Consider the following 22,836-nt stretch of genomic DNA (forward strand, 5'->3'; position numbering starts at 1 on the left):
CTCCTTGAAGGTGTACGGCAGGTTGTAGGTAAAGAGGCTTACCGCTATGTATGGGAATATATAGCGGTAGGCTATTGCCGGTATAGCACCAAGTTGCTGCGCAGGTCAGTCGCGGGTGAATCTGGCTAGCGCGTGCTCGGCCAATTCGCGGGTCAGGTCATAGGTGGACAGGTCTTTGCCGAGCCTCAGGGCCTGGCCTGCCCACAGGTTACTGAAACCGGCTTCATCCTTGGCCTTGAGCGGCATTAATGCGCCTCCAGCTTTGGGGAACGCCGGCGCCGCTGGATTGATTGCGCCGAGCTCACGCATCACCCGGTTGACGATGCCCCGCGCCGGGCGGCCGGTAAACAGGTTGGTCAGCGCGGTTTCGCTGGCTTGGGCATGGCGCAGCGCATGGTGATGGGAGGCGCTTACCGTAGCTTCGGGTGTGAACAGGTATGCCGTGCCGACCTGCACTGCCGAAGCGCCCAGCGCAAAGGCGGCGACGATGCCGCGCGCATCGCCGATTCCGCCCGCAGCAATCACCGGCACGCTGACCGCGTCGACAATCTGCGGTAGCAGCGCCATCAAGCCGATCTGGCTGTTGAGGTCATCGCTGAGAAACAGGCCACGATGCCCACCAGCTTCGATGCCCATGGCGATAATCGCGTCGCAGCCGTGCTGTTCCAGCCACACGGCTTCCTCGACAGTGGTGGCCGATGACAGCACCTTGGCACCGGTGGCTTTTACCCGGTCCAGCAAAGACTTCTCTGGCAGGCCAAAATGAAAGCTCACCACTTCTGGCCGAAACGCTTCCACTACCTGGCAGGCTGCGTCATTGAACGGCGCGCGGTTGGACACCGGGGTTGGCGCATCGAAGTCGGCGCCCAGCTCATGGTAGTAAGGTTGCAGCAAGGCCTTCCAAGCCTGGTCCCGCGCGTCATCGGCATCGGGCGGTTGATGGCAGAAGAAGTTGATGTTCAGCGGCGCATGACTGGCCTGGCGAATGAGAGCCAAGGCATCGCGCAGTTGCTCCAGGCTCAGCGCCGCCGCAGGCATCGAGCCCAGGGCTCCGGCTTGCTGGGCGGCGATGACCATGGCGGTGGTCGTCGCGCCAGCCATCGGCGCCTGGATGATCGGCACCTCAATGCCCAACAGGTCAAGAATGCGGGTGTATGGCCAGGTGCTCATGGGGTGCTTCTCCAGCGTTAGTAGGGCTTTTCGCTGTTTTAGCAGGGCAATCAGCACCCGGCCAGTCTGTTTTATTCACTGGACGGAAGCGGCGTTTTGTGGGGCTGGGTTTCGCGCTCGAGTAACTGGCGCTTGCGCTCTACGCCCCAGCGGTAGCCCGACAGCTCGCCATTGCTGCGCACCACGCGATGACAGGGAATCGCCACCGCCAGGTGGTTGGCACCGCAAGCCTGGGCCACGGCGCGAAAGGAGGAGGGGGCACCGATACGCTCGGCAATCTGCGCATAGCTGGCGGTGCTGCCCGCAGGGATTTCGCGCAACGCCTGCCACACCCGCTCCTGAAAGGCTGTGCCGCGCAGGTCCAAGGGCAAATCCAGGCCCAAGGCAGGGGCCTCGACAAAGCCGACGACGTGGGCCACCAGTTGTTCGAAACCCTGATCCGCGCCGATCAACTCAGCCTTGGGAAACTGGTCTTGCAGGTCGCGCACCAGTTTGTCCGGATCATCACCCAATAAAATCGCACACACGCCACGTTGGCTTTGCGCCACCAGAATCGCCCCCAGCGAGCACTGGCCAACGGCAAAGCGGATGGTGTTATTGGCGCCGCCGCCTTTGTAGTCTCCAGGTCTCATGCCGAGCACTTGGTCGGCGGCTTCATAAAAGCGGCTATTGGAATTAAAGCCCGCGTCATACAGGGTGTCCGTCACCGAATGCTGGCCCTTGAGGCCGTCGCGCACTCTGCGCGAACGCAGGGCGCTGGCGTAACCCTTGGGGGTCAACCCGGTGTTGGCTTTGAATACGCGGTGGAAGTGAAAGGGACTCAGCCCGGCGCATCGGGCCAGCACATCCAGGCTAGGCGGAGTTTCGGCCTGCTCGATTTGCCGGCAGGCCTCGGCCACCAGTTGCCCATGGTGAGCGGCCAACTGGGTCTGGTCGCCGGCAGCGCGTTTACTGGGACGATAACCGGCGGCTTCGGCCTGCGCCGGCGTGTCGAAAAACTCGACATTCTCCGGGCGCGGCAAACGCGAAGCGCTGCTGGGGCGGCAATACACGCCGGTGGTTTTCACGCCGTAGACAAACAAGGCGTCGGCCTTGGCATCACGGGCAATAATGGCAGCCCAGCGCGGATCGTGTTCGTTGTTCATGGCCTGCACTCTTGACGGTTCAGGAGCAGATTAAGCCTGCCGCTCGCAATCGACACTCCGAAGCTTGCGGTCAAATTAGCCGGCGGTGCGAAAGGTCAGGTTGATGCGCTGCGGGCCCATGACCGGATGCACGCCGTCCTTGATCGGCATCACGCCATGAAAGCGCAGGCGATCAACGCCGCCCCACACCACCACATCACCATGAAACAGCGAGACCTTTTGGGTTTTGTCGCTGCGCGCATGGCCACCGAACAGGAAAATCGCCGGCAGCCCCAGGGACACCGACACCACGGGCGCGCTGTAGCTGCGCTCGTTCTTATCCTGATGCAGGGACATCTTCGCCCCCGGTACGTAACGGTTGATCAAGCAGGCATCGGGTTGAAAACCGCCAAAGCCGGCCTCGATAGCCGCAGCCACCGCCAGTTGGCGCAATGTGTCGGGCATGACGGGCCAAGGTTGCTGGCTGCGCGGGTCGAGTGGGCTGTAGCGATAGCCACGGGCGTCGGTGGTCCAGCCCAGCTCGCCGCAACTGCTCAGCGCCGCCGACATGGTAAAGCCGCCGGGAGTGACCATCTGCCGAAACGGTGATTGAGCCAGTACACGCCGCAGCTCCGGCAATAACCGCTCGATCCAGGGCAGGGCATAGCCCCTTAGTACATAGGACTCTTCGCCAATTTGCTCGCGCCCGGCAGGCTGTTGCAGGGCCTCGTCGGCAAACAAATCGGCGGTAGGGCCAGGCATGGCTTACAGCGCCTTGCTCACGTTGATGTCGGTGATTTCGTCGCTGGGATCATGAATTTTTGCCAAGGCTTGCTTGGCTTCTTCGATGCTGTTGTTTTGCAACTGGGCAAATTCAAAGCGGCGTTCGCCGTTGAGCTTGTACTTGATGACGTATTTGGTTGTGGTGGTCACAGCTTTTTTCCTGTCAGGTGTTCGGGTCAGCTCAGCTTGCTGCTGGTACGACGAACGATACGGATCTTGTGGGACAACGCAGGTTTACGGGTCACGCTGATGGCGCGACGGGTCACCACATCCAGGGTGATGTTCCAGAACCCGGTGCTGGGCGCGGTGATCTTGGCCGGGAATTTATCAAATGCGCCGCCGTGGTAGGTATGGCGGCCGCCATTTTTGAAGCTGCGAAAGTTCGCATCGCTCATCAGGCGAATATTGCAGGTCTGCGAGCACTCGATGACGACAATGTCTCCCTCGTTGAGGTGCTCACGCTGGTGGATGAATTTCATGGGGTGTCTCCAGAAGGGCTTTTTCTGAAAAATCAGAACGATACGTAGGTTAAGATGGAGTTTATCAGCCCCAGCGCGTTTATTATCGGGCCGTCGTCGACGACTTCGACAATTTAAAACAGTTATTTACCGAGTTATCACAGATAAATCCTACGTTGGTGGGAGAAAATTACCATCCCCGCTGTCGTAGGGTCTTTATCGGAGGTTTTTGTATGAAGTGGAGTGTGTTGGTGCTGGCCTTGGCAATAGGTGGGTGTGCTTCGGTTGCAGATATCAAGCAGACCCCGCCAACATTGGTGGTCATCTCAGGGAAGAAACCGCAGGAATATGCGGCGTGTGTGGTACGCAAATTGGAGGCGACCCGTCGGCCGCCGCAAATCGAACCCCATAAAGACGGCATTCAGGTGATCGTGCCGCAGAAGTTCTCGGCAGACCCGTCGGCGATCTTTGAAATCGAAGACCGCTCCAGCGGTAGCAGCATCAAGCTTTATGAAAGCATGTCCAATGTGCCGATCCGCCCGGGCGACGTGAAGAAGGCGGGGGAAGAATGCATTTCCGGTTGAGCTCCAGACTCATCCCTCACACCCGATAAAAAAAAGCCCTTACCCTGCAGGGACGGTATGCATCCGTTAAACTGTCGGGCATTCACTATAAAGATGCCGCTCAAACCCGGGGTTTGAGCGGCATTTGTTTTTCTGGAAAGCCGGTTATGAAACGAGAACACGTCAAAGCCCGCCATGCCGAAGGGCAGATCTCGGCCACCCATGTCATCCAGAACCCCGCCGATCTGGGCGAGTGGATCGTATTTTTCAAGAAGAGCGGCGGGCGCAGCTACTTCCTGGTGGACGAACAGGATGAGGTCGAATCATTTGCTCGCCTGGATGACCTGATCGAAATCCTGCGGGGCCTGGGGATCAAGTTCGCTGAAGTGCACCTGTAGCAACGTTACTTGCAGACCACCACCACGCTGCGGCCTTTGAAGTTGCCCACGTCCTGGCCCAGGGTCTTGTCGCTTTCCTTGAGTGCCGGCGTGCCATTGGTGCCGACGATGCGGTAGCCGGTGCCCGCGCAGGAGGCGTCCGCCTTCTCGTAGCAACTGGCCCATGAATTGGCCTCGCCCGAGCAGTCGATGGTCAGGCCTTGCTCGCCATTTTTCAGCAGGGTGTCGGAGGCGGTGGTGCAGCCGGCGAGTGCCAGTACCGCGGTCAGTGCCAGGATTTTTTTCATAGAGGGGGTCGTCATCGAGGGTATTGGAAGGGCGCGCTGACACTGTCGTGGCGTTGTTGAAGATTATAGCGAACTGCCATCTAGGTACAGACAAACAAAAAAGCCCCGTTTAACGGGGCTTTCAAAGCAGTGCAAAGAGGCTTACTTGGTTTTCGGCCGCTTGCTCGATGCATGGCCTGCCTCATCCACAAACACTTCGGCGACGGCGATCGCCATGCTTTCGGACTCGAATACGCCGGCAACGCTGTCACCGTGAAAATTGATCAAGTGCCAGCCGTCTGCTCGCTTAGTGATCAGGTAGCCGTTTACACCTTTTGGTTCTGACATCTGTTGGCAATCTCGTGGTCTTGGTTCAAGGCGCCCATGATAGCGCCAAATGCCGGGGCAGGGCGCAAGTTGTTGCGGGTCAGTGTCAGGGGCGCAAAAGCGTGCTAAAACCATTGCAGCCCTTTCAAACAAGGGGTCGACGCGAGTTCTGACCAACCGTTGGTGACACCCATTGCAGGATCAGCGGAACTTACGCCGACATTTTTTCTCTATGATGACATCGCAACGCCAGCAGAACCCCATTGTAAGGTGACTGCGGCCTGATTAGACTGCGCCGAATTCCGTACGCACAGCCCTTTGTAAGGACTCATATGATCAAGAAATGCTTGTTCCCAGCAGCCGGTTACGGCACTCGCTTCTTGCCAGCGACCAAAGCCATGCCCAAAGAGATGCTGCCGGTGGTGAACAAGCCACTGATTCAGTACGGCGTGGAAGAAGCCCTGGATGCCGGCCTGAACGAAATCTCCATCGTTACCGGTCGCGGTAAGCGCGCCCTGGAAGACCACTTCGACATCAGCTATGAGCTGGAAAACCAGATCAAAGGCACCGACAAGGAAAAATACCTGGTCGGTATCCGTAAACTGCTCGATGAGTGTTCGTTCTCCTACACCCGTCAGACTCAAATGAAAGGCCTCGGCCACGCCATCCTTACCGGCCGCCCGCTGATCGGTGACGAACCGTTCGCCGTGGTGCTGGCGGATGACCTGTGTGTGAACCTGGAAGGTGATGGTGTGCTGACCCAGATGGTCAAGCTCTACCAAAAATACCGCTGCACCATCGTTGCGGTCATGGAAGTCAACCCGACCGAAACCAACAAGTACGGCGTTATCGCCGGCGACGATATTGGCGATGGTTTGATCCGCGTGCGTGACATGGTCGAAAAGCCGGCGCCGGAAGATGCTCCGTCGAACCTGGCGATCATCGGTCGTTACATCCTTACCCCGGACATCTTCAAGCTGATCGAAGAAACCGAGCCAGGCAAGGGCGGCGAAATCCAGATCACCGATGCGCTGTTGAAGCAAGCCAAAGACGGTTGCGTGATCGCCTACAAGTTCAAAGGGCAGCGTTTTGACTGCGGTGGCGCCGAAGGCTACATCGAAGCAACCAACTTCTGCTACGAGCACTTCTACAAGACCGGCAAGGCTTACTGATTCACGCTTGCCGCACTGTTTTAAGAGAAAGCCACCTTCGGGTGGCTTTTTCGTTTTTCAGCCCCATGTAAGTCGGTATGCTGGTGTACTGCCGAGGAGAGTGAAATGGCCTACGATTTTGACCTGTATGTAATTGGCGCCGGTTCCGGCGGTGTTCGCGCGGCGCGCTTTGCCGCGGGCTTTGGCGCCAAGGTGGCTGTGGCCGAGAGCCGCTACCTGGGCGGCACCTGTGTGAACGTCGGCTGCGTGCCAAAGAAGCTGTTGGTGTACGGCGCGCATTTTGCCGAAGATTTTGAACAGGCCAGCGGCTTTGGCTGGTCCCTGGGCGAGGCGAACTTTGATTGGGCGACCCTGATCGCCAACAAGGATCGTGAGATCAACCGCCTCAACGGTATCTATCGCAACCTGTTGGTAAACAGCGGCGTGACCCTGCATGAAGGACATGCACGCCTGGTCGATGCCCATCAGGTGGAGATCAACGGTGAGCGTTTCACTGCCAGGCACATCCTGATCGCCACCGGCGGCTGGCCGCAGATCCCTGAGATTCCAGGGCGCGAGCACGCCATTGGCTCGAACGAGGCGTTCTTCCTTAAAGAGCTGCCCAAGCGCGTGCTGGTAGTGGGTGGTGGTTATATCGCCGTTGAGTTCGCGGGCATCTTCCACGGCTTGGGCGCGCAAACCTCATTGCTGTATCGCGGTGACTTGTTCTTGCGCGGCTTTGACGGTTCGGTGCGCAAACACCTGCAAGAAGAGCTGACCAAGCGCGGCCTGGACTTGCAGTTCAATGCAGACATCGAGCGCATCGACAAACAGGCCGACGGCAGCCTCAAGGCCACTTTGAAGGATGGCCGCGTGCTGGAAGCCGATTGCGTGTTCTACGCCACTGGCCGCCGTCCAATGCTGGATAACCTGGGCCTGGAAAATACCGGGGTCAAACTGGACGAACGCGGTTTCGTCGCGGTGGATGATCTCTATCAGACCGCCGAGCCGTCGATCCTGGCGATTGGCGATGTGATTGGTCGTGTGCAACTGACGCCGGTGGCCCTGGCTGAAGGCATGGCCGTGGCGCGGCGGTTGTTCAAGCCCGAGCAATACCGCCCGGTGGATTACGCCAATATCGCGACGGCGGTATTCAGCCTGCCGAATATCGGCACAGTCGGCCTGACAGAAGAGGATGCACGCAAAAATGGCCACAACGTGCAGATCTTTGAAAGCCGGTTCCGGCCGATGAAGCTGACCCTGACCGATTGCCAGGAAAAGACCTTGATGAAGCTGGTGGTCGACGCCGACACCGACAAAGTACTGGGTTGCCACATGGTCGGTCCGGATGCGGGTGAGATCGTGCAAGGGCTGGCGATCGCGCTCAAGGCGGGCGCGACCAAGCAGCATTTCGATGAAACTATCGGCGTGCATCCTACGGCGGCGGAAGAATTCGTCACCATGCGCACGCCTGTAGCGGACTGATCAGGTTGGCTCTGCTGCCTCTGGCGCCGTTGCAACGACGGTCGCCAAGCGCAGGGCTTCGATGCTTGCCTGGGCCTTGACCAGGTCCAGCTCAAGCGCCTTGTTGTGCTGCTGATACTCCAGCAGTGATGCTTGGCGCGATTGGCTGTCCAGCACGGCAACCCGCAGGCGTTCCTGGAGCAGGGTGCGCTCGCTGTCGATCTGGCTGAGCTGCTCCTTGAGTTTCAGCTGTAGCGCCTGGTCCTGGCGAGCTTGCTCCTGCAGCGCTTTCAATTCCTTGGTTGTCACTCGCTGCTCACTCAGCAGGCGCTCGTTGTCGCGATGCAGTTGGGTGATTTCGTCCTGGCGCACCAGTGCGCTTTGCTGCGCCTGACGCAATTCGGCCTGTACCTGTTGCAACTGGCCCTCATGGCGACGCTGTTCCTGCTCGCGCTGCTCCTTGATGGCAGTGCGGTAATGCTCAAGCGCATCGCGGGCGTGCAGGTGTTTTTCTTCCAGTGAGCGAATCTGCTCGTCTTTGTCGTTGAGCCTCAGCTCGTAGTCGCTGCACGCCTGGCTCAACCCGGCGTTACGGGTTTGCTCGGTCTGCAGGCTGGTGCTGGCGGTTTGCAGCGCCGCGCTTTCTTCAGCGAGGGCAGCGGCCTGGATATCAAATTGCTGTTTGAGCTGGGTGTGCGCTTCTTCCAGGGTTTCTACCTGGGCGAGCAGGGCGGCTTTTTGTTGCTCGAATTGCGCCAGGGCCAGGTCGATCGGCTCTTGGGCCTTCTCTTTCAGGCGTTGGGACAGGCGGGCGACTAGCTCGCCCAGCTCATCATCAATCGGTGCTTGGGTGATGGTCTGGCGCGTCTCGCTTTCGTCCAGCTCTTTCAAATAGCGATGAATGGTGGTTTTCGAGCCGGTATTGCCCATTTCGATACGCACCGCATCGATGCTGGGGTTTTCGCCACGGGCGAGGATCGCCAGGCGTGCCGTTTGCACTACTGCTTTGTTTATGCCGCCGCGAGCCATGGGGTCTCCGTCGATTTAGTACTGTGGTACGTGGTATGTATATACATACTATATCATGATTGAAAACTGGTTGAAATTCATGATTTAACAGATGGGATATTGGCGTATTATCCCGTGTCATAAACATTTTCATCAGCCATCCACCCTTCAGCAGTACGAAAACACGCCTATGAGCGACCTCGACCGATATCTCAACGCCGCCACTCGCGACAACACGCGCCGCAGCTACCGCGCGGCGATCGAGCATTTCGAAGTCAGTTGGGGAGGGTTCCTGCCGGCCACCAGCGAGAGTGTGGCGCGCTACCTCGTGGCGCATGCCGGGGTATTGGCAGTCAACACCTTGAAATTGCGGCTCTCGGCCTTGGCGCAATGGCATACCAGCCAAGGGTTTGCCGACCCGACGAAGGCGCCGGTGGTACGCAAGGTGCTCAAGGGCATCCGCGCCGTGCACCCGGCGCGGGAGCGGCAGGCCGAGCCTTTGCAGCTCACGCAGTTGGAGCAAGTAATCGCTGCTTTGGACATTGAAGCCAAACAGGCCAGCGAGCGTCACGACCAGCCGCGCTTGCTGCGGGCCAAGCGCGACGCTGCGCTGATTCTGCTGGGCTTCTGGCGCGGCTTTCGCAGTGATGAGCTGTGCCGATTAAGCATTGAGCACGTGCAAGCCGTGCCAGGCGCAGGCATCAGCCTGTACTTGCCACGCAGCAAAAGTGACCGTGACAACCTCGGCAAAACGTACCAGACCCCAGCGTTGCTGCGGCTGTGCCCGGTGCAGGCTTATAGCGAGTGGCTCAGCGCCTCGGCGTTGGTGCGCGGCCCGGTATTCCGTGGGATTGATCGCTGGGGCAACCTGGGTGAGGAGGGCTTGCACCCCAACAGTGTGATCCCGTTATTGCGCCAGGCCCTTGAGCGCGCAGGCATCCCCGCCGATCAATACACCAGCCACTCCCTGCGTCGGGGTTTCGCCACTTGGGCGCATCGAAGTGGTTGGGATTTGAAGTCGCTGATGAGTTACGTCGGCTGGAACGACATGAAATCTGCGATGCGCTATGTTGAAGCGACGCCGTTTCTAGGCATGACCCTGGCAACACAACCGCTGATTTGAGATTTTTTCTATTAATAGCGTCACCTGATAGAGAAACCCAATCGTCAGCATCAGGTTTGCCAATGAGCCATCGACCGAGAGAGCCGGTAGGATTCACCTCATCAACTTCTTAACCCCTGACGGAGAGTCAACGATGCCTATCATCAACAGCCAAGTAAAACCGTTTAAAGCCACCGCTTTCAAAAACGGCAGCTTCGTCGATGTGACCGACGCTGACCTGAAAGGCAAGTGGTCGGTTGTCTTCTTCTACCCAGCCGATTTCACCTTCGTCTGCCCGACCGAACTGGAAGACCTGGCTGACAACTACGCCGAATTCCAGAAGCTGGGCGTCGAAATCTACAGCGTTTCCACCGACACCCACTTCGCCCACGCTGCCTGGCACAACACTTCGCCAGCCATCGGCAAAATCCAGTACACCATGATCGGCGACCCAACCCTGACCATCTCCCGCAACTTCGACGTACTGATCGAAGAAGCTGGCCTGGCAGACCGCGGCACCTTTGTGATCAACCCAGAAGGTCAGATCAAGATCGTTGAACTGAACGATGGTGGTGTAGGCCGTGACGCTTCCGAGCTGCTGCGCAAGATCAAGGCTGCTCAGTACGTTGCCGCCCACCCGGGTGAAGTGTGCCCAGCCAAGTGGAAAGAAGGCGAGGCCACTCTGGCGCCGTCTCTGGATCTGGTCGGCAAGATCTAAGTCTGTGAACGCGTATCAAGGGCGGGTATCCGCACTTAAGTAAGCTGCATCCGCCCTCAAAACGCCCGGGCGAGATTCGCTCGGGCGTTTTTTTGTCTGCAATAAACCGAATGAACAGGAAATCGCCCGTATGTTGGACGCCAATCTTAAAGCTCAGTTGAAGTCATACCTGGAACGGGTCACCCAGCCGATCGAGATCGTCGCCTCCCTCGACGACGGTGCGAAATCCCAGGAAATGCTTGCTCTTTTGCAGGACGTAACCAGCCTATCCACGCTGATTACTCTGAACACCGATGGCAATGATGCGCGCAAGCCATCGTTTTCCATCAACCGCCCGGGTGCCGAGATCAGCCTGCGTTTCGCCGGTATCCCCATGGGCCATGAATTCACTTCGCTGGTGCTGGCCCTGCTGCAAGTCGGTGGCCACCCGTCGAAGGCCAGTGTCGAAGTGATTGAACAGATCCGCGCCCTCAAAGGCGAGTTCAGCTTCGAGACTTACTTCTCGCTGTCGTGCCAGAACTGCCCGGACGTGGTTCAGGCGCTGAACCTGATGGCCGTGCTGAACCCGAACATCCGCCACGTTGCGATTGATGGCGCGCTGTTCCAGGCTGAAGTCGATGAGCGCCAGATCATGGCGGTCCCGAGTGTCTACTTGAACGGGGTCAACTTTGGCCAAGGCCGTATGGGCCTTGAAGAAATCCTCGCCAAGCTCGACACCAGCGGTATCGAGAAAGCCGCGGAGAAAATCAGCGCCAAGGATGCCTTCGACGTCCTGGTAGTTGGCGGTGGCCCGGCCGGGTCTTCGGCTGCCATCTATGCGGCACGTAAAGGTATTCGTACCGGTGTGGCGGCTGAACGCTTTGGTGGCCAGGTGCTGGACACCATGTCCATCGAGAACTTTATCTCGGTACAGGAAACCGAAGGGCCGAAACTGGCCAGCGCACTGGAAGCCCATGTGCGTCAGTACGACGTGGACATCATGAACCTGCAACGCGCCAGTAGCTTGATTCCGGCAAAAAATGCCGGTGAGCTGCACGAAATTCGCTTCGAAAGCGGTGCGACCCTCAAGTCCAAGACCGTGATCCTGGCCACAGGCGCGCGCTGGAGAGAGATGGGTGTGCCCGGTGAGCAGGAATACAAGGCCAAGGGCGTATGCTTCTGCCCGCATTGCGATGGCCCGCTGTTCAAGGGCAAGCGTGTGGCGGTGATCGGCGGCGGTAACTCCGGCGTAGAAGCGGCCATTGACCTTGCCGGTATCGTCAGCCATGTCACCTTGCTTGAATTCGACAGCAAGCTGCGCGCCGATGCCGTGTTGCAACGCAAGCTCTACAGCCTGCCGAACGTGGATGTGATCACCAGCGCGCTGACCAGTGAAGTCAAAGGCGATGGCCAGAAAGTCACCGGCCTTGCCTACAAGGACCGCGACACTGGTGAGTTCAAGACCATCGACCTGGAAGGCATCTTTGTGCAGATTGGCTTGCTGCCCAACACCGACTGGCTCAAAGGCAGCGTAGAGCTGTCGCCGCGTGGCGAGATCATTGTCGATGCCCGTGGCGAGACTTCACTGCCTGGCGTGTTCGCCGCCGGAGACGTAACGACTGTGCCGTACAAGCAGATCGTGATAGCAGTAGGCGAGGGCGCCAAGGCTTCGTTGAGCGCGTTCGATCAATTGATCCGCGCCTCTGCTCCGGCGTAATCCTGGGCTGCAAATAAAAAACCCCATGAGCGATCATGGGGTTTTTCTCGTTCCCACGCCCGGCGCGGGATTCTCGTTCCCACGCTCCGCATGGGAATGCATCCGGTGACGCTCCCCGTCACGCAGTGCTTATTACATCGGCGCCGGCTGGATGATCTCCACCCAATAAGCATCCGGGTCTTTGATGAACGCGAGGGTCTTCATACGGCCATCCGTCAGGCGTTTCTGGAAGTCGCAACCCAAGGCTTCGAAACGTTCGCACGCCGCGACAATGTCCGGCACCGAGATGCAGATATGACCAAAACCACGCGGGTCGGTGTTGCCGTTGTGGTAGGCAAAGTCGGCATCGTTTTCGGTGCCGTGGTTGTGGGTCAGTTCGAGAATGCCCGGAATCGACTTCATCCACTGAGTGCGCTCGGCCGCGTCGGCCGGGATCTGGGCCTTGTCCACCAGGGCCAGGAAGTACAGGCTGAATTCGGCTTCCGGGAAGTCACGTTTCTCGACCAGGGAGAAACCCAGGATGCGCGTGTAGAAGTCCAGCGACTTGGTGATGTCCTTGACCCGCAACATGGTGTGGTTGAACACAAAGTTCGCCGTGGCGCTGTCGGGTTGGGCAGTGACGCCCGGGAAGGTGTTCAATTCGTGCAGGCTCATGGGCCCTCCAGAAAAAATGTGAGATGAGCGGTCCATTGGCTTGCGGCCTGCGTCCATGCAGGCGGGCCATGATACGCAAGCCGCACCGGGTGCGCCAAATGAAAAAGCGCGCCCAACCCTTGCAGTCAGCGCGTGCCGGGCCGCACACTTTGCCGCTGGAACCTTGGGTGTTTTTGCAATGATCGAGTTTCGTAGGCCACTGTTGAGTGCTGTGTGCGTGTTGTTGGGCAGCCCGTTTGTGCTGGCCGCCGAGCCGGAAGTCCATTGGCCCAGCGGTTGGCAGGTCGAGGAAGTAGTGCCTGACGGCGAGCTCCTTGCCAAACCCCAAGCAGTGTCCCGGCAGCGAGCGATCAAGAATGATGAAAATGGCGCCACGTTGATGGTGATGGAGTTGACCGGAACGCCGATTGAGGCCGGCCATAAAGTTAATCTTCCCGGCGTGTTGCTGGAGATGCGCAAGTCGATCCAGAAAGACTTTGCCCGTGGTGGTTATCAAAGCGTGTGCAGCAAAATGCACCCCACGACATTGAGTCGTCTTGATGCGCTGGAAACTACCTGTGTGATTACCGAGAACGGTCGACACGTATTGTCGCAAACATTAGTCGGTGCGCTGGATGTCGACAAAGCCTATGTTTTTTCATACGCAGGCCAGGCGCAAGCGTACGAGGCGAGCAAGGAGGAAGTCAGTCTGGTGCGCAACAGTCTGAAACTTTGACAGGTTCAAGCTGAGCGAATTTGAACAATACGAACCCTGAGTTAAGTTCGATTCCGAACCGTTAGAGCAAAAAAAGCCCCGCGTATGCGGGGCTATTTTTTAGTACATGTTTCAGCCACGAAGCCAGGAGTCTACACTGGCGGCGCCGTACTGCTCTTTCCAGGCTTTGAGGCCGCGGTGGTTGCCACCTTTGGTCTCGATCAGCTCGCCGGTGTGCGGGTTGTGGTAAACCTTGACCACCCGTGCGCGGCGCTGTTTTGGCGCCGCGGCGGCCGGTGCGCCGCCTTTGCGTGGCGCTGGATCGAGGATGGCGATCACATCGCGCAGGCTTTTGTCGTATTTGCCCATCAGCGTCTTGAGCTTTTCTTCGAATTCGATTTCTTTCTTCAGGCCAGCGTCGTTCTTCAAGGATTCCAGCTGGGCAAGCTGCTCTTGAAGGGCTTTTTCTGCTGCGCGAAATTCGGCGAGTCTGGACAAAATATATACTCCAATAATGTAGTTGCTGATATCAACTGCAGACAAAGCTATAAGCCAAGAACGTTAAGCCACGTCAACGAAAAAGACCCTTCTGCGAGTTCTGCACAGGCAGAAAAAATTGTAGTAGTTAATTCATCTCGAGTAAATCATGTCTTTTAAAGAAAGACCAATCTTTCATGGTAGGTGGTACGCGGCTATTCAACGATACCCAACGATTTAATGAATTCATCGCAGGGTAATGGTCGACCAAACAGGTAACCCTGTAGGAAATCCACGCCCTGGGCAACGAGGTATTCACACTGTTGGGCTGTTTCTACGCCTTCGGCAACAATGCCTAGATCCAGCTTGACCGACAACTCTATGATGCTGTCTAGAATATGCCGCGACAGCGCATCCGCACCGATCATGGCGACAAAGCTTTGATCGATCTTCAAGTAGTCGACATTGAAATTGCGCAAATAGCCCAAGCTGGAGTGGCCGGTGCCGAAGTCATCAATGGCGATCATGACCCCCATTTGATGCAGCGCCTCGAACAGGCGGCGGGTGGTCTCGGTGGGTTCGATCAGTTCCCGCTCGGTCAACTCCAGCACCAGGGTGACCTGGCCGGGTGGGAACGCGGCGAGGAATTCCCGACAGTCCTGCACCAGCGCCATGTCCTGGCAATGGCGCGCTGTGATGTTCACGCCAATATGAAAGCCAGGGCTGAAGCGTGCGGCATGGGGCGCCAATTGCACGGCGGTCTGGCGCAGCAGGGCACGGGTCATCGGCACGATCAGGCCAGAGTCTTCGGCCAGGGGAATAAACAAGTCCGGGCGTACCAGGCCTTCTTTGGGATGCTTCCAGCGCATCAGGACCTCACAGCCGGCCCATTGGCGTGTGTCACCCCGTACCACCGGTTGGAAATACGGGATGAACTCATTGGCTCCCAAGGCGCGTTGTAACTCGTGGGTCGGCGCGGACGAGCGTTTTTGCAGCCAGTGAGCGAGCAGCCCCGCCAATATCCCGAAGAACACCACCAGGCTGAACAGCGCCGGATACCGCGCCTGCATGTAGCGCCAGACTTCACCCTCGGGCATCCCGGCCTCGACACTGTATTGATAGCGCTCGGAAGCCAGGCGTTGTGGCGCCACGGCAAATACCGGCAGCGCGCCTTGATGCACCTTGCCGTCGGCACCTAGCCAGTTCGGGCCTACGTGCAGCACCAAGTGCGCGTAACGGCTGATCAGGCGCAAGGCGTTGGTGAGGTGGTAACCGTCAACCGAGGCAAACGCGCCTTGATCGCCTTCCACCAGGCGATACACCAATAGCGCGGTATCGGGTGTAACGGGGTTGCCATTCATCAACCACAGGCGCCCATCGACATAGTCGTCCGGGTTGACGGGCGATTGGTAGCGACCGCCAAACAACGAACTGCAATAGATGTTTTTCTGCCAGGACAGCGTCGTGGCCCGCACAAACGGCCGGCGCGTGACTTGTTCACGTAGCGCCAACTTGGCGACGCTGTCACAAGGTTTACCGGCCAGCGGCAGCAAAGCTTGGGCAGCGATGGCGGTATTGTCCAGCATCAGGTCGAACTGGCGCACCGCTTCTTGAGCGGTTTGCGCTGTGCTTTGCTCGAGCGTGCGTTCGGCTTGCCAGTAAAGAATTACCACCCCCAACAGAATGGGCAGCAGCCCGCACAGGGTGCTGATGAAATAGCGTGCGGCTCGGCTTCGTGGGCCTTTGACGGTCAGGGGCATGGGAGCAGTCAATCGTGAAAAAGAGAGTGGGCTCTGCCGATGATAGATGGCATTGCACGGGGCTGCTCACTTGTTTAACGCCTACTGACCTAGCCGTTCGGTCAGTTGTGGCGGGCACTTCAACTTGGCAACATAAACTTCATTGCAAAACGTAAGAGACTCGGTAGCCCTTAATCCCTACAGCCTCTTTCATAGCCGCTCAGCCCAATTTTGGCGGGAGGGCCGCGTCTCGCCCTTCGATTGATGAGTCATGGCTTGCAACTCTTTCACTGACATTCACGAGGAAGTATCTGTAATGAAAACTATCGCATTGGCCGTTGTATTTCTGGCGGTCACCGGCGTTGCCGCTCTGCCTGTTGTCGCCGCAGACGGCAAGATCACCTTGACCGGTGAAATCACCGGCACCACTTGCAGCATCAGCGGTGGCACGGGCTCTGCGCCCGGCACCAGCCCGGACTTTTCGGTGCCACTCAACAAGGTCCAGGCCAGCGCGCTCAAGGCGCCCGGCCAGACTGCCGGGGCGAAACCCTATTACATCCATGTCGGTTCCTGCCCGAAGGATACGACCGTCGCCGTGATGTATGAGAGCAGCAGCCCCGCGATCAATCCGGCGACCGGTAACCTGGTCAACCAGGCACCCGCCAAGCCGACGCCTGCCACCCTCGTTGAGGTGCAACTTGTGGATGGCGTCACCCACCAGCCCATGGATTTGCGCCTGGGCCAGAACTCCAGCCCCGCGAAAGTCCCGGCAAGCGGCGAGGTGTCGCTGCCCTTTGCTGCCCAATACATTGCCACGGGCACTGCTACGCCAGGCCCGGTCAGTACGCAAGTGCTGTATTCGGTGACGTTCCCCTGATCGAGGCCCCGTTGCCTGGCCGTGCGCCAGGCAAGGACAGACGAAATGCTTGCCCGGACATTGCTAGTGACCCCCCTGCTGAGCGCACTGCTGACCAGTGTCGGGTTGCTGTCCGCCGCTCACGCCGGCGTAGTGATCGACGGCACGCGGCACATCTATCCGCAGCAGCGTCGAGAAATCACGCTGCGCCTGACCAATGACGATCAGCGAGCGCCGCGCCTGGTCCAAGTGTGGCTGGACCAAGGCGACCCGGCGCAAGACCCCACCGGCAGCGACGTGCCGTTCAGCCTGTCGCCACCTGTGTTTCGCATGGACGCGGGCAAAAGCCAGGTAGTGCGACTGGTGTATACCCAGGACCCACTGCCGGATGACCGCGAATCGTTGTTCTGGCTCAACGCCCTGGAGATACCGCCCAAGGTCAACGTGGCACCGGGCAGCCCGCAAGAGGCCCCTTCGAACCACCTGCAGTTCGCTTTTCGTATCCGCACCAAAGTGTTTTTCCGCCCGGCCCAATTGCCGGGCTCCGCGGACGAGGCGCCCACCCACTTACGCTGGACCCTGCACCGGAGTGCCCAGGGACCGCTACTGGAAGTGCACAACCCATCGGCTTATCACGTGACCTTCAATGAGGTTGCCTTGGCCATGGGCTCGGGCCCGGGTGCTCGCCTGTTACCGGCGGGAGAGGGCATGGTGCCCCCCGGCGGCAGCCTGAAGCTGCCCGTCAAGGATGTCGCGCAAGCAATACCCGCCGACGCCCAGGTGCATTTCAAATACATCAATGATTACGGCGCATTCTCCGTGCCGCAGCGTGCTCCCCTGAAGTTCTGATCATGTATGCCTTATTGCAAATACCCGTTCACCGCTTTACGGCCTGGCTGTTTGCCAACCCCAACTTACTGCTGTGGCTGGGCCTGCTCAGTACCTTATTGATGTCGGCAGAAGCCGCGCCACTGGTGTTTGACATCGAGGCGTTCGCCAGCGGCCTGTCCTCTTCGGCAGATATCTCACGCTTCAATACCAGCAACGTGTTGGCGCCAGGTGTTTACCGCGTAGATGTGATGCTCAACGGGCAATCGATGGGGCGCCGCGAGATCACCTTCGCCCCCCTTGCCGGACAGGACGACGCCCAGCCGTGCCTGAACGCTGCCGAGCTTGGCCAACTGGGGGTTTCTGTGCAGGCGCCGACGGATAACACCGAGCATGCCTGCCGGGATTTTGCCGAGTGGATACCCATGGCCAGCAGCCGCGTCGATATCGAGACCCTGACCCTGGATGTCAGCATCCCGCAGATCTATATCAACCGTTCCGCGCGCGGCTCCATTGACCCGTCTGAATGGGACAATGGCATTGAAGCCGCGCTGCTCAACTACAACTTCAGTGCCGCGACGGCGACAGCGGGCGCCGGTGAGGATCGTGGCTACCTGGGCCTCAACGGCGGCCTCAACCTGGGCGACTGGCGGCTGCGCCATCAGGGTGGGCAGGCGTGGGCATCCGGTAGCGGCCTGGCGCGTTATCAACACACCGCCACCTACCTGCAACGGTCCCTTGCCGCCTGGCGTTCACAACTGACCGTCGGTGACAGCTTCAGCAGTGGCCAGATCCTCGACGGTGTGCGTATACGCGGCATCACCCTGGCCACTGATGACCGCATGCTTGCCCAGTCGCAACAAGGCTATGCGCCTCAGGTGCGAGGCATTGCCGACAGCAATGCAACGGTGACAGTGCGCCAGAACGGCTACACCCTTTACGAAACCACAGTGGCCCCGGGGCCGTTTGTCATCGATGACCTGTACCCCACCGGGTATGGCGGCGACCTGCACGTCAGCGTCACCGAAGTCGACGGCCGGCGCAGCAGCTTCGTGGTGCCTTACTCCGTGGTGCCTTACCTGCTGCGTGACGGTGCCAGCCACTACAGCGTGACCTTGGGGCAGTTGCAGCAATACGGCGTCAGCGATGCCAACCCGCTGATCTTGCAGGGTACGCTGCAGCATGGCCTGGGCGATCGTATTAGCGCCTATGGTGGCAGTACGCTTTCCCAAGGCTACGGCCAGGCCAAGGCCGGCCTGGCGATGAGCACTCCGATTGGCGCGTTCTCCCTCGACAGCACCTACTCGCGCACTCAGGTTCGGGGGCTGGGCGTAGTCGGCGGGCAAAGCTGGGGCCTGGCCTATAACAAGAACCTGCCGTTCTCGGGAACGCACTTTGCGCTGGGCGCCTATCGTTTCTCCACGGCCGGGTACCTGAACCTGCCTGATGCGCTCAATGTGCGAGAACTGGCCCGCCAAGGCGGGAGTATCAACAGTTACGCCAGGCAGAAAAGCCGCCTCGACCTGACAATCAGCCAGCAGTTGGGCGCAGGCTCGCTGAGCCTGTATGGCAGCTCCATCGACTACTGGGCGGGCCGCCAAGGGCGCCAGACATCCTTCACTCTCAGTTATGCGGCTAATTGGAAGTCACTCAACTGGAACCTTTCGGCGCAGCGCTCGCGTGTCAGTGAAACCCATCAATTGAACGATCACGAGCGCAGCGACGAAATCTTTTTTGGCCGGTCGGCGCAAGCCGGGCGCGTGGATAATCACCTGGTGCTGACACTGTCCATGCCATTGGGCGCAGGAACGCGTGCGCCAACCCTGAGCAGCAGCCTGTCGCACGATGCTGGCGATTCACGCGGCAGCCAGCATCAGGTGGGAATCAATGGTTTGCTGGGTGACACCGGTGAAGCCAGCTACGGGCTGACTGGCAGCCGTGGCACGGGCCACCAGCAAGGCTCCAGCTTCAATGCCTACGCGGGCTATCGCAGCCGGGCTGCGAGCCTGCGGGCCGGCTACGCCCAGGCCCGCGACAGTTCGCAACTATCCATGAGTGCCGATGGCGGGCTGATAGCCCACGAGGGTGGCGTGACCTTCGCGCAAAACCTCGGTGAAGCCTCGGCACTGGTGTATGCGCCGGATGCACAAGGTGCCCGGCTCGGCAGCAGCGGGGCGCGTATCGATAAGCAGGGTTATGCGGTGCTGCCAGCCCTCAGGGCTTATCAGCGCAATGAAGTAGATATCGATCCCGAGGGCATGCCCATGGATGTCGAACTCAAGGAATCGAGTCACGCCGTGGTGCCGACGCTGGGAGCCGTCTCACTGGTCAGGTTCGAGACCGTCAGTGGCCGTGCCGTGGTGATCAAGGCCACTCATATGGGTGGCAAGCCGTTGCCATTTGCCGCGCAAGTGTTTGACGAGCGCGGCGTCGAAATCGGCGTGATCGGCCAGGCTGGCAAGGCTTTTGTGCGCGGGGTTGCCGACCAGGGGCGGTTGACGGTGCGCTGGAATGCAGGGGCGGCTGACCAGTGCTTCATCCATTACCGTTTGCCGCCGCGCAGGCCCGAGCAACGCCAGGAAAGCGCGGACCAGTTGGTCAGTCAATGTGCCGACCATGGTGATGCGGACGAGGAGCGCAGTTGATGACTCATCGATTGCTCCGCGCGCTGCTTGGCCTGGCCCTGGCGGTGCAGACAGTATTGGCCCATGGGGAACTCGTCATTGACCGCACGCGCATCATTTACCCGGCCAGCGCCGCTGGGGTAACGGTCAACCTGCACAATGAGGCCGACGGCCCGCGATTGGCCCAGGTGTGGATCGATGCGGGCGACCCGCAGGTCGCGCCCGAGTCCAGTGATGTGCCCTTTACGGTGACCCCGCCGATCCTGCGCCTGGATGCCGGCAAGCACCGCGCATTGCGGGTGATGTACCACGCGACCCAAGACAAGGCCATGGCCGTGCCTCAGGAGTTGGTGTACTGGCTGAATGTGCTGGGGATCCGCCCGTCTGTCGACACCGGCAACCAGCTGCAATTTGCCTTTCGCACACGGATCAAGCTCTTCCTGCGCCCGGACGCGTTGCCAGGCCAAGCGCAGCAGGCGGTGGATACGTTGCAGTGGCGCCTGGCAGGCGACGGCCCGGTCCTGCAGGTGCGCAATCCCAGTGCCTTTCATGTGACGCTTTCCAGCGTGTTGCTGACCGTCGATGGCGTCGAGTACCACAGTGAGGCCCCGCCGATGCTGTTGCCGCGCTCGGTTGCCCGCATCGTGCTGGAGGGCAGGGCGCTGTGGGGGCAGGGTACGGTCGCGCTGCGATTTACCACCCTGGATGACCATGGCATGACGCGTACGCACACAGTGTCTTTGGGGCACACGAAGGATTTGGCGATATGAACGGTGTCCGGCAATTTATGTTCAGGTTTTTACAGATTGGCGTGTGCTTGAGTATTTGCGCAGTCGCGATGGACGCACAGGCGCATTTCAATGCAGGCGTCTGCACCCCCCAAGCCCCGGTGACGCTGTTCGTCCCGCCCATCACCCTGCCTGACAACCTGCAGGTGGGCGAGGCGATTGGCTACCCAAGTGGCTATGACTTCGCCGGCAATGGCTTTGTCATGCGGTGCCGCTATACCGACTGGCCATTGTCGCAGCCGGTGTCGGCCAACCTCAGCGTGGTCAATTCGCAGGCAACCGGCATGACGTTCAACGCAAATGGGCTGACGTTGCCCGTCTATGCGACCAGCTACCCTGGCGTCGGGTTCGTCATGATGGCCGGGGATCCGTCCCAGCATTTGAAGGTCATCACCCACACCGGCGTCACGCTATTGGACACCAAGCACAACAAACCCAATGGCTGGGGCCTGCAAGGGCGCGTGTATCTGGTGGCGACGGGCCCGATCACCTCGGGCACCATCCCTGGGAACACAGTCGCCAGGTATATGCTGACCAATGTCAATATCGAAAGCCCCGGCGCTGCCTCGGTCAACTTCGCCGATACGGTGATATTGCCGCCGCAAAAGCCAACTTGCCGGGTGACCACGCCGTCGCTTGCAATGCCGCTGGGGCAGGTGCCCAGCCGTGATTTCAAGGGAGTCGGCAGCAGCGCCGGCAGCGTTAGTCGCGACATAACCCTGGACTGTGCCGGCGGCACCGGCGGCATCCTGGATGTATGGATCACCGTGACTGACCAGACGGAACCCGGCAACCGCAGTAACCAGTTGTCCTTGACCCGCAACTCGCACGCCCGCGGCGTCGCCCTGCAATTGCTCAGTGGCGATCGGTTGGTAAGCTATGGGCCCGACTCCTCCGGCGTGGGCAACCCGAACCAATGGCAGGTCGCAAACACGGGCAACGGCACCCTGACGATTCCCTTGACCGCCCGTTACGTTCAAACCGCGTCGACCATCAAGCCTGGGACCGCCAACGGCCTGGCCTCGTTTACCCTGAGTTACCGGTGAGCCCCGGGATCAGGGTACAGCGTTTGCGCCAGTGCGATAAACGCCAGGGTTGCGGGAGAGGCCTGGCGGCGATCCAGCACCGCCAGGCCTATGCGGCGCGGTACGCCCGGCGACAACGGGCGGGCAACGTAGCGCTGGTCGGCATCGGCCGGCAGTGAGCCCTGGGCCACGATACTCAGGCCGTCGCCGCGGCTGACAGCTTCCAGGGTAGTGAGTAGCTGAGTGCAGCGATAACGCACTTTAGGTTGCAACTGCGCGTCACCAAACAAACGCGTGACCAGCTCTGCTGAGCCTGCCTCGGTCAGGATGAACGGGTCATCGCACAACGCTTTCAAAGGTACCGCCCTGCTTGCCGCCAAGGCATGGCCGACCGGTATCAGCGCCACCAGTTGGTCTTCGAGCAGGGCCACGGTGTCGAAGCGTTCCTGCTCCAGTACCACGAAGCCCACATCCACCCGGCGCTGATCCAGCCATTGAATGACCTGCCGGTCCGGCCCTTCGTCTACATGCACCTCGATACCCGGATAGTCCCTTCGAAATTGGCTGAGAATGGTCGGTAGCAAACGGTTCGAAGCGGTGGGGCCGAACGACCCTATACGCAATGTCCCGCGCTTCATCCCGCGGGCATCGGCGGCTTCCTGCTGCAAGGTGTTGGCCAGGCCCAGCATGCCCCGTGCGCGCCCAAGTAACTGCGCGCCGATATCGCTCAGTTCCACCAGGGTCTGGTGCCGGCGAAACAACTCTACCCCCAGTTCCTGCTCCAGGGCCTTGATCGCATGGGACACCGCCGATTGGCTGATGCCCAGGCGATGCGCCGCACTGGTGAAGCCTCGGAGTTCGGCGACCAAGGAGAAGATTTCCAGCTGAGTCAGGGTCATGAGTAAAGCCTTGTTTTACGATGA

25 protein-coding genes are annotated in these 22,836 nt (G+C 59.6%); 13 read left to right on the plus strand and 12 right to left on the minus strand.

All coding sequences use genetic code 11. From position 1 onward, the window contains the following. Positions 1-105: 105 nt before the first annotated feature. The 5 genes from GIW79_RS16980 to GIW79_RS17000 all read right to left on the minus strand — a co-directional run bounded on the left by GIW79_RS16980 (position 106) and on the right by GIW79_RS17000 (position 3,556). A complete protein-coding gene (locus tag GIW79_RS16980) occupies positions 106-1,170 on the minus strand; it encodes an NAD(P)H-dependent flavin oxidoreductase (RefSeq protein ID WP_181124294.1) in 1,065 nt (354 codons plus the stop codon). 71 nt (positions 1,171-1,241) lie between these two features. Then, positions 1,242-2,315: a bifunctional DNA-binding transcriptional regulator/O6-methylguanine-DNA methyltransferase Ada gene (gene ada, locus GIW79_RS16985; RefSeq protein WP_186527351.1), complete on the minus strand. Its 1,074-nt coding sequence runs from the start codon at positions 2,313-2,315 to the stop codon at positions 1,242-1,244. 75 nt (positions 2,316-2,390) lie between these two features. Further along, positions 2,391-3,056 (minus strand): DNA oxidative demethylase AlkB, encoded by a 666-nt coding sequence (alkB, locus tag GIW79_RS16990; RefSeq protein ID WP_236453522.1) that lies wholly within the window; start codon positions 3,054-3,056, stop codon positions 2,391-2,393. Positions 3,057-3,059: 3 nt separating this feature from the next. After that, entirely contained in the window at positions 3,060-3,227 is a 168-nt protein-coding gene (locus tag GIW79_RS16995; RefSeq protein ID WP_089041756.1) for a hypothetical protein, read from the minus strand. A gap of 26 nt (positions 3,228-3,253) precedes the next feature. Continuing rightward, positions 3,254-3,556, minus strand: coding sequence for a DUF1883 domain-containing protein (locus GIW79_RS17000; protein ID WP_003191319.1), 303 nt, complete (start codon positions 3,554-3,556; stop codon positions 3,254-3,256). 212 nt (positions 3,557-3,768) lie between these two features. Between GIW79_RS17000 and GIW79_RS17005 the strand changes: the two genes are divergently transcribed. Next, a complete protein-coding gene (locus GIW79_RS17005; RefSeq protein ID WP_003191317.1) occupies positions 3,769-4,119 on the plus strand; it encodes a hypothetical protein in 351 nt (116 codons plus the stop codon). Positions 4,120-4,265: 146 nt separating this feature from the next. Then, complete coding sequence (locus tag GIW79_RS17010) at positions 4,266-4,496, plus strand: hypothetical protein (protein ID WP_034127497.1); 231 nt, start codon at positions 4,266-4,268, stop codon at positions 4,494-4,496. Positions 4,497-4,501: 5 nt separating this feature from the next. Here the strand turns inward: GIW79_RS17010 and GIW79_RS17015 are convergent, their stop codons facing one another. After that, entirely contained in the window at positions 4,502-4,783 is a 282-nt protein-coding gene (locus GIW79_RS17015; RefSeq protein WP_003191312.1) for a hypothetical protein, read from the minus strand. A 141-nt stretch (positions 4,784-4,924) separates the two neighbouring features. Further along, complete coding sequence (locus GIW79_RS17020; protein WP_034127495.1) at positions 4,925-5,110, minus strand: hypothetical protein; 186 nt, start codon at positions 5,108-5,110, stop codon at positions 4,925-4,927. A gap of 311 nt (positions 5,111-5,421) precedes the next feature. Here GIW79_RS17020 and galU point away from each other — a divergent pair, with 311 nt between their 5' ends. Continuing rightward, entirely contained in the window at positions 5,422-6,261 is an 840-nt protein-coding gene (gene galU / locus GIW79_RS17025; RefSeq protein WP_003173830.1) for a UTP--glucose-1-phosphate uridylyltransferase GalU, read from the plus strand. A 105-nt stretch (positions 6,262-6,366) separates the two neighbouring features. Next, positions 6,367-7,725: a glutathione-disulfide reductase gene (gene gorA / locus GIW79_RS17030; RefSeq protein WP_054898428.1), complete on the plus strand. Its 1,359-nt coding sequence runs from the start codon at positions 6,367-6,369 to the stop codon at positions 7,723-7,725. On the opposite strand, the gene GIW79_RS17035 is transcribed toward gorA, so the two are convergent. Next, complete coding sequence (locus GIW79_RS17035) at positions 7,726-8,733, minus strand: DNA-binding protein (protein ID WP_054898429.1); 1,008 nt, start codon at positions 8,731-8,733, stop codon at positions 7,726-7,728. A 169-nt stretch (positions 8,734-8,902) separates the two neighbouring features. Here GIW79_RS17035 and GIW79_RS17040 point away from each other — a divergent pair, with 169 nt between their 5' ends. The 3 genes from GIW79_RS17040 (at position 8,903) to ahpF (ending at position 12,228) form a co-directional block, all read left to right on the plus strand. Further along, positions 8,903-9,835 carry a site-specific integrase gene (locus GIW79_RS17040; RefSeq protein ID WP_072446581.1) on the plus strand — a complete coding sequence of 311 codons (933 nt, stop codon included), beginning with the start codon at positions 8,903-8,905 and terminating at the stop codon, positions 9,833-9,835. A gap of 133 nt (positions 9,836-9,968) precedes the next feature. Next, the gene (ahpC, locus tag GIW79_RS17045; RefSeq protein WP_003191303.1) at positions 9,969-10,532 is read left to right on the plus strand and encodes an alkyl hydroperoxide reductase subunit C; all 564 of its coding nucleotides are present in this window, start codon (positions 9,969-9,971) and stop codon (positions 10,530-10,532) included. Between the two features lie 130 nt (positions 10,533-10,662). Further along, positions 10,663-12,228, plus strand: a complete 1,566-nt coding sequence (gene ahpF, locus GIW79_RS17050; protein WP_236453525.1) for an alkyl hydroperoxide reductase subunit F — start codon at positions 10,663-10,665, stop codon at positions 12,226-12,228. Positions 12,229-12,360: 132 nt separating this feature from the next. Here ahpF and gloA read toward each other — a convergent pair whose 3' ends face one another. Continuing rightward, the gene (gene gloA / locus GIW79_RS17055) at positions 12,361-12,882 is read right to left on the minus strand and encodes a lactoylglutathione lyase (RefSeq protein ID WP_236453528.1); all 522 of its coding nucleotides are present in this window, start codon (positions 12,880-12,882) and stop codon (positions 12,361-12,363) included. A 178-nt stretch (positions 12,883-13,060) separates the two neighbouring features. Here gloA and GIW79_RS17060 point away from each other — a divergent pair, with 178 nt between their 5' ends. Next, entirely contained in the window at positions 13,061-13,597 is a 537-nt protein-coding gene (locus GIW79_RS17060; RefSeq protein ID WP_054919069.1) for a DUF4946 domain-containing protein, read from the plus strand. A 111-nt stretch (positions 13,598-13,708) separates the two neighbouring features. On the opposite strand, the gene GIW79_RS17065 is transcribed toward GIW79_RS17060, so the two are convergent. Next, positions 13,709-14,074, minus strand: coding sequence for a histone-like nucleoid-structuring protein, MvaT/MvaU family (locus GIW79_RS17065; protein ID WP_236453530.1), 366 nt, complete (start codon positions 14,072-14,074; stop codon positions 13,709-13,711). 194 nt (positions 14,075-14,268) lie between these two features. After that, complete coding sequence (locus GIW79_RS17070; RefSeq protein WP_034127489.1) at positions 14,269-15,813, minus strand: EAL domain-containing protein; 1,545 nt, start codon at positions 15,811-15,813, stop codon at positions 14,269-14,271. A 295-nt stretch (positions 15,814-16,108) separates the two neighbouring features. Between GIW79_RS17070 and GIW79_RS17075 the strand changes: the two genes are divergently transcribed. Genes GIW79_RS17075 through GIW79_RS17095 form a run of 5 tightly spaced genes read left to right on the plus strand, consistent with a single transcriptional unit; the run spans position 16,109 to position 21,934 of the window. After that, a complete protein-coding gene (locus GIW79_RS17075; protein WP_054898434.1) occupies positions 16,109-16,669 on the plus strand; it encodes a fimbrial protein in 561 nt (186 codons plus the stop codon). 45 nt (positions 16,670-16,714) lie between these two features. Continuing rightward, positions 16,715-17,497: a fimbrial biogenesis chaperone gene (locus tag GIW79_RS17080; protein WP_034127487.1), complete on the plus strand. Its 783-nt coding sequence runs from the start codon at positions 16,715-16,717 to the stop codon at positions 17,495-17,497. A gap of 2 nt (positions 17,498-17,499) precedes the next feature. Further along, on the plus strand, positions 17,500-20,121 hold the full coding sequence (locus tag GIW79_RS17085; protein WP_236453533.1) for a fimbria/pilus outer membrane usher protein: 2,622 nt from the start codon (positions 17,500-17,502) through the stop codon (positions 20,119-20,121). Continuing rightward, on the plus strand, positions 20,121-20,870 hold the full coding sequence (locus tag GIW79_RS17090) for a fimbrial biogenesis chaperone (RefSeq protein ID WP_236453536.1): 750 nt from the start codon (positions 20,121-20,123) through the stop codon (positions 20,868-20,870). Before GIW79_RS17085 ends, GIW79_RS17090 begins: the two co-directional genes overlap by 1 nt. Positions 20,871-20,887: 17 nt before the next feature. Next, positions 20,888-21,934 (plus strand): fimbrial protein, encoded by a 1,047-nt coding sequence (locus GIW79_RS17095; protein WP_139271495.1) that lies wholly within the window; start codon positions 20,888-20,890, stop codon positions 21,932-21,934. Here GIW79_RS17095 and GIW79_RS17100 read toward each other — a convergent pair. Then, positions 21,925-22,812, minus strand: coding sequence for a LysR family transcriptional regulator (locus tag GIW79_RS17100; protein WP_236453539.1), 888 nt, complete (start codon positions 22,810-22,812; stop codon positions 21,925-21,927). The genes GIW79_RS17095 and GIW79_RS17100 overlap by 10 nt on opposite strands. Positions 22,813-22,836: the final 24 nt, after the last annotated feature.

This window comes from Pseudomonas sp. PA-7-1E, from assembly GCF_021605325.1.
GTDB lineage: Bacteria > Pseudomonadota > Gammaproteobacteria > Pseudomonadales > Pseudomonadaceae > Aquipseudomonas > Aquipseudomonas fluorescens_BV.